This is a genomic window from Oceanispirochaeta sp., from assembly GCF_027859075.1.
Classification (GTDB): Bacteria; Spirochaetota; Spirochaetia; order DSM-2461; family DSM-2461; genus Oceanispirochaeta.
This window is the reverse complement of the sequence record NZ_JAQIBL010000264.1, coordinates 1-5,658: the sequence shown is the minus strand read 5'-3', so window position 1 is coordinate 5,658 and position 5,658 is coordinate 1. Positions and strand designations below refer to the sequence as shown.

Annotated in this window: 6 protein-coding genes; 5 read left to right on the top strand and 1 reads right to left on the bottom strand. The window is 39.8% G+C overall.

The annotated features are described in order from the left end of the window. The 5 genes from PF479_RS14715 to PF479_RS14695 all read left to right on the top strand — a co-directional run. Nucleotides 1-1,021, top strand: a 1,021-nt coding sequence (locus PF479_RS14715; protein ID WP_298007942.1) for a hypothetical protein, incomplete at its 5' end; no start/stop codon positions are given. Between the two features lie 46 nt (nucleotides 1,022-1,067). Continuing rightward, nucleotides 1,068-1,505: a hypothetical protein gene (locus PF479_RS14710; protein ID WP_298007940.1), complete on the top strand. Its 438-nt coding sequence runs from the start codon at nucleotides 1,068-1,070 to the stop codon at nucleotides 1,503-1,505. A gap of 2 nt (nucleotides 1,506-1,507) precedes the next feature. After that, nucleotides 1,508-2,767: an RNA-directed DNA polymerase gene (locus tag PF479_RS14705; RefSeq protein ID WP_298007938.1), complete on the top strand. Its 1,260-nt coding sequence runs from the start codon at nucleotides 1,508-1,510 to the stop codon at nucleotides 2,765-2,767. Next, nucleotides 2,764-3,021, top strand: a complete 258-nt coding sequence (locus PF479_RS14700; RefSeq protein WP_298007936.1) for a hypothetical protein — start codon at nucleotides 2,764-2,766, stop codon at nucleotides 3,019-3,021. Before PF479_RS14705 ends, PF479_RS14700 begins: the two co-directional genes overlap by 4 nt. 214 nt (nucleotides 3,022-3,235) lie before the next feature. Continuing rightward, complete coding sequence (locus PF479_RS14695; RefSeq protein ID WP_298007935.1) at nucleotides 3,236-3,532, top strand: hypothetical protein; 297 nt, start codon at nucleotides 3,236-3,238, stop codon at nucleotides 3,530-3,532. A 263-nt stretch (nucleotides 3,533-3,795) separates the two neighbouring features. Here PF479_RS14695 and PF479_RS14690 read toward each other — a convergent pair whose 3' ends face one another. Continuing rightward, the gene (locus PF479_RS14690) at nucleotides 3,796-5,283 is read right to left on the bottom strand and encodes a DEAD/DEAH box helicase family protein (RefSeq protein WP_298007933.1); all 1,488 of its coding nucleotides are present in this window, start codon (nucleotides 5,281-5,283) and stop codon (nucleotides 3,796-3,798) included. Nucleotides 5,284-5,658: the final 375 nt, after the last annotated feature.

The following is a 5,658-nucleotide window of genomic DNA, read 5'->3' as shown; positions in this document are numbered from 1 at the left end:
TCCAGGAGGCGTAGCAGGTGCTGTAGAAACAGGTTGGCTAAAGATCTGTGAGATTCTTGTTCCTGCTTCATCTACTACAGTATTGAATGCAAATATTTACAATATAGACGCAATAGCAGTAGGAGAATCAAACACAAGCTGGACAAACGGAATAACTTCAATATATAGAAACGGGTCCATAAGTGATATGAAAACAGGTCAGGAATTAAATACTACTCATAGAAGTTCAGACGGAAAAAATCACTCAGATGTTGTTTTAAATACAACTAATATTAAAAATGTTGTCCCAGATGCATTAGGTCTAAACGGACGGGATCTTGAAGCTGTACTCGGTGCCTCCAGTGCATCCGATGCCTTTACTAAACTGAGAGCTATATCATCTACTGGTGATTTTACCGGGTTACGGCTGGGTGACTATATCGATATTCCATCGTTAAACTCCGGGGCCATTAGCCTCACTTGGAACGCATCGTATCAAAATCTGAGGGCTCAAATAGTCAGTTTTGATCACTATTATAATACAGGTGATACTGCTGTGACATCTCATCACGTAGTAATGCAGTTTAAAAATATTCCGATTGAACATCAGTACAATGCCACTGACACAAACGCTGGTGGTTATGCGGCATCTGCCCTATACACATGGTTACACGGGGATTTACAGACCGCAATTATATCTGCTCTTGGCTTGACTCCCCTCACCGTGCATCGTTTGCTCTCTGACCATGTAACGTGGGAATGGAAGGCTGAGTCAGTGTTTTTGCCTACTGAAGTCGAAGTTTTTGGAACTCAAGCGTGGGGCCGTGGCGGACATTACACAGGGTCGTCACTGCAATTCCCTCTGTTTGCATCTAACCCAAAAACAAAAGTAAAATTGTTTAATAACATTCGAAGTCATTGGTGGGAAGCAACCGATAGATCAGATTCCACGGCCAACTTCTGTCTTGCGTACAGCACTGGTTATGCCATCAATTACATTGCTAGCAATACTTATGGAGTTGTTCCCGCTTTTCTAATCTGAAATCTGATAATCGGCAGTCCCGTTAGGGGCTGTTTTAAGGAATATTATGAGTGTAATTGTATCTAAAAGAAAAATATCCGGTATGCAGTTTTATATGACTGCCAGAAGCCTGCGGAGAGATATCACCAAGATGTTAGAACAGATGTTTTATGACGAAAGCAAATTCTGTTATAGCAAAGGATTGGAATATTATATACAGACAAGGATATTAGACTTATTAGGCAATATGATGGAATCAATTGTCAACGCCAATGAAATATACCCGACAACCGCTGAGGAGGTAATGCAACGGAAGCTGTTACAAAATAAGGCGATTGGTTATGTAGCGAATATAGAGAACGAATTGGAGTACCTGGTGGATTTATATCCAGAGAAAATTAGGCAGGTAATAATGTTCATTGATTCGATAGATCATGAAAAGAAATTGCTCAGACGTTGGAAACAATCCAACTCAAAAATACTAAAAATGATACAAGGTAAATAAATATGTTAAGCAGGTTTCTGTCTATTTCCACGACCAACTTCTGTAATGCGAACAACAACGGTAATGCCAACAATAACAATGCTAGCAATACTAATGGAGTTGTTCCCGATTCTTTAATAGGTTCACAGCAAACTATCGTTTGTGACAGTAACCTACTGAAAAAGGAGACAGGAATCCTTCGCTCAGGCGAAAATAGGGATCATGACGGATGTTGCTCTACTAAGAGCAGGTCATCCTATCAGCATGATTCTTTCTTTTTATTAACAGATCCTCTGAATTTGTTATATGCATATCAAGAGAGCAAAAAAGGGGTATCCTGGAAATATTCCATACAAAAGTATGAACAACACCTGATTAAGAACATATCGGATACTATAAAAACTCTTGAACAGGGCGAAATAGTGACCAAGGGATTCTTTGAGTTTGACATAAACGAACGAGGCAAGAATAGGCATATTAAAAGTGTTCACATATCTGAGAGAGTCGTGCAGAAAGCATTGTGCAACCAGATCCTCACTCCAATATTATCTAAATCACTTATTCACGATAACGGAGCAAGTCTCCAAGGCAAAGGGACTTCTTTTACCCGGGATAGAATAAAGGTTCATCTAATGAGGCACTATCGAAAATATGGAACTGCTGGATATATAGTGTTGCTTGATTGCCGGAAATATTTTGACAGCATAGAGCACAGTATCCTTTACCCAATGATTGACAAACAGATCAACGATAAAAAAACCAGTGGCATAGTCCATAAATATATAGATGAATTCGGAGATAAAAGCCTCGGGCTTGGCTCACAGGTATCACAGATAACCGCTATATTTTTCCCTAACAGTATCGACCATTATGCCAAAGAGAATTTACATCTCAAGCAATATGGACGCTACATGGATGACAGCTATTTCATTGTCCCTACCAAAGAAGAGGCTCAAGAGAAGCTCTTTCTGTTGAGCAAAAAATATGATTCTTTGGGAATCCCTCTAAATCTGCACAAAACACAGATAGTGAAATTAACCAGGAACTTCACCTTTATGAAATGTATCTACAGGATATCTGGAACAGGAAAGATTCTCATCCATCCCGACAAGGCAGGGCTGAAAAGGATGTGTACCAAACTGAAAAAATTCAAAGAGATGGGGCTTCCACTAAATCAGGTCGATCTTGCATACAAGGCATGGAAAGGGCATTGGATATCGCTCAATGGTGATTCACGGAAGGCAGAACTACTGTACAGCAGGTTATATGGAGAAGCATCATGATTTATTTATATCTAGCACAAGACAGAATCGAATCGCACACTGACAAAGACTTTGCAGAAAATGTGCTTAAACTAGGCAAGCCGCTTGCAACTATAACGGAGCAGGAATGGTCTGAAAATGATGGCCTCGCAAGAATGATCGACGGAGTGCTTGTCCTCGGAAAAACTGATGCCGAAATAGCCGATTATATTTATGCCGTGGTCGAAACTACTCAGAAAGAAAAGATCGAATTACTCAGCAGATCAAGCCTGTAAGCCGAACTTTTGAACCGGGACCAGGCCGGGGAGTTTGTGGCAAGAGTCAAACCGGTGGACCCCGTTGTACCGGCTTAGTTTCATTCTAATTCTGTTCGTGCTGTTCAGTTGTGAGCAGCCGACAGAACCGGAAGTCATTGAGGAAATCATTGAAGAGCCAATAATTGAGGCAGAGAATTTCATCCCTGTTATTAAATTGCTCCCAGGATCTTCGATGATTTCAAATGGTGCATCCGTGACTTTTACAGTGACAATCGATGACCAGGATGACTTCTATCATTTCTACTGCTGGACGGTAGACGGGGAGAGCTGCGGAGATTCAGAGAGCTTAACTTTCTCAAAGTCTCCGGACGTTGAACAGTCATACATCATCACAGTAGCCGTATCAGACGGTAAAGACCTTGTATCAGCATCCAGTGTGATAACCGTCCAGGATAAGCCCTGGGGCCTGAACCGCTTCATATTTACTTCTTCCCGGTTGGCACAGCTCCCGGCGAGAACCTTTGGGTAAAAATGTATATTTGCTCAGATGTTGCAGATTATGACTATAAATCAATCGCAGTCAGAACATCTTTAGAGCTCTATAACAGGGATAATGAACCGGATGCTTATATTCTCATGGGAGGATATGAATGAGCTGTTTTAACCTTTCTATCTATATCGATTTTATTAGTTTACACATCAGGTATTAACTTTTCAATAATACTCATTCTATTCCCTTTTTAAAATATTTAAATTCTCTTCTTGTTCTCCTATATCTAAATATACACTAGTTCACTTACTTGTCAAGTCTATAATGAGATTGAGAGCTAAATCCATTTCTGGCATAGTCATTTCCTTGAGTTGGCATTTTCTACCTATTTTTATATATATCCTGTACCAGAGAATTTTCCTCCTGGTCATAGATTCAGTATGAACAAAAGTTTTTTTTCCGTTGATTATCTTTGTTGATTGTTCGCTTATATATCTGTTTATCCTTAAATTCAATTCTTCCCGGACTATCTTCTCTTTTGCAGAAGGAGGAATATGAGCACTTCCTTGTATAATTTCAATACCATGTTTAGGGGTCCCTTTACCTTTTTTATTCCTTTCATCCTCTTCAGATGATCCGCATATTTGTTCTTGCTCATTTATCAAAGCAGACATAAATTGAAGAAATTCCGGATCTGCAGGTGCAGTTATGCGAGCTATAGTCTTCCAAGGGGTTACTCTGACAGCTCTTGCAGTCATTTGAGACAACCAGCTAATACTTCTGATATGAGTCAAAGCTACCATGTCAGAACAATCAGGGACATTCAAACCTTCATAGGGTATACCGGTTCCACAAAGGACCGGGAATTCTCCAGCTTTGAATCTATTGATAATATCAACAGAGTCTTTATCATCAGATGAAACAGAATTTGAATTTATCCTTTTATTAACATGGTCACAATATAATTGAGTGGTGGCAATATCCCTTCCAACAATGATCATCTTTGCATCGGGATTGTACTTTCTGAAAGTCATGAATTTGTCTAATCCATGATCTATCAATTGAAAGGCATAGTCACTCTTCAAGGCAGCTTCAAGATCTTTATGTTCAATTGTGTTAAATGAAATAATTTTATCATTCTTCCGGTATCTTCCAGAACCATCTATTGTCTCAAACTCGATAGGAACGATTGCATTCTCTTCCAGGGCATCGGTACGAGTATAGGTGAGAAACTTCCTGTATGGCGTTTCTCTACGGTCCAGATAGCCATTGTCTCCGTATGGAAGGAAGGATATCCGGTCTTTCTGTCTAAAAGCTGTTCCGGTCATGTAAATATTGAGTTTAGAAAGGTCCCTTAAAACATTTAACGGTTTTTCCCATTCTCCGTCATCAGAGATATGGTGGAATTCGTCACATATTTTTATATATTTATGTTTCTCAAAGTCATTGATCATACTTTCCGGATTGCTGGACAATCCCTGGTAGGTGGTGGAGAACCCGTCCAGTCCTCTTGATGGGTCCGGTGTGTTGTCTGCAGCTCTTATTGTTCTATCAGATTCAAAGAAAGGATCTATCATGTCACTTTCAAATTGATACTTCAGAGTGTTCCTGGGAACAAATACAGCAACTTTGTCACAAAATCCTCTTGTAAGTTTCTTGGCAGCAATAATACCGAGCCCAGTCTTTCCTCCTCCAGGGGTAACATCACAAATAATTTCCCGGATAGGTTCACCATTATTGATACGATCACAAAGATCAGACATTTCCTGCTGATGTTTCCTTAATTTCACAATAATTCCTCTAAAAAAACCCCACTACAAGGCATGTAATGGGGTTAAAATCAAATACCTGAATAACTTTTAATCAGAGAATATCCCTATTAACAATAGGGTGAATACAGAAAGTAACACTTCCTGGGGATTCCAATGATGACAGGATTCCACTGCCCCGATAGTATTTATTATTGCTTTCTCCCTATCTGTCTGGATAAGCTCACCCGGATAAATCCGGTAAAAAGTGTTAAACCAATGTCCAGTGTGAACCAGATAGATACTTTCGTATCCAGGATAATCATCCCTTGCCAGTACGTTTAAACTGGATGGAATCATAACGCCCTACAGCAATCATTGGTTGAACTGTTTTTCGTTTCGGAAGTTCGATCCTGC

Bases quoted from the DNA above. Each gene is read 5' to 3' on its own strand.
- PF479_RS14710 (WP_298007940.1), top strand. From the start codon at position 1,068: ATGAGTGTAATTGTATCTAAAAGAAAAATATCCGGTATGCAGTTTTAT.
- PF479_RS14705 (WP_298007938.1), top strand. From the start codon at position 1,508: ATGTTAAGCAGGTTTCTGTCTATTTCCACGACCAACTTCTGTAATGCG.
- PF479_RS14700 (WP_298007936.1), top strand. From the start codon at position 2,764: ATGATTTATTTATATCTAGCACAAGACAGAATCGAATCGCACACTGAC.
- PF479_RS14695 (WP_298007935.1), top strand. From the start codon at position 3,236: ATGATTTCAAATGGTGCATCCGTGACTTTTACAGTGACAATCGATGAC.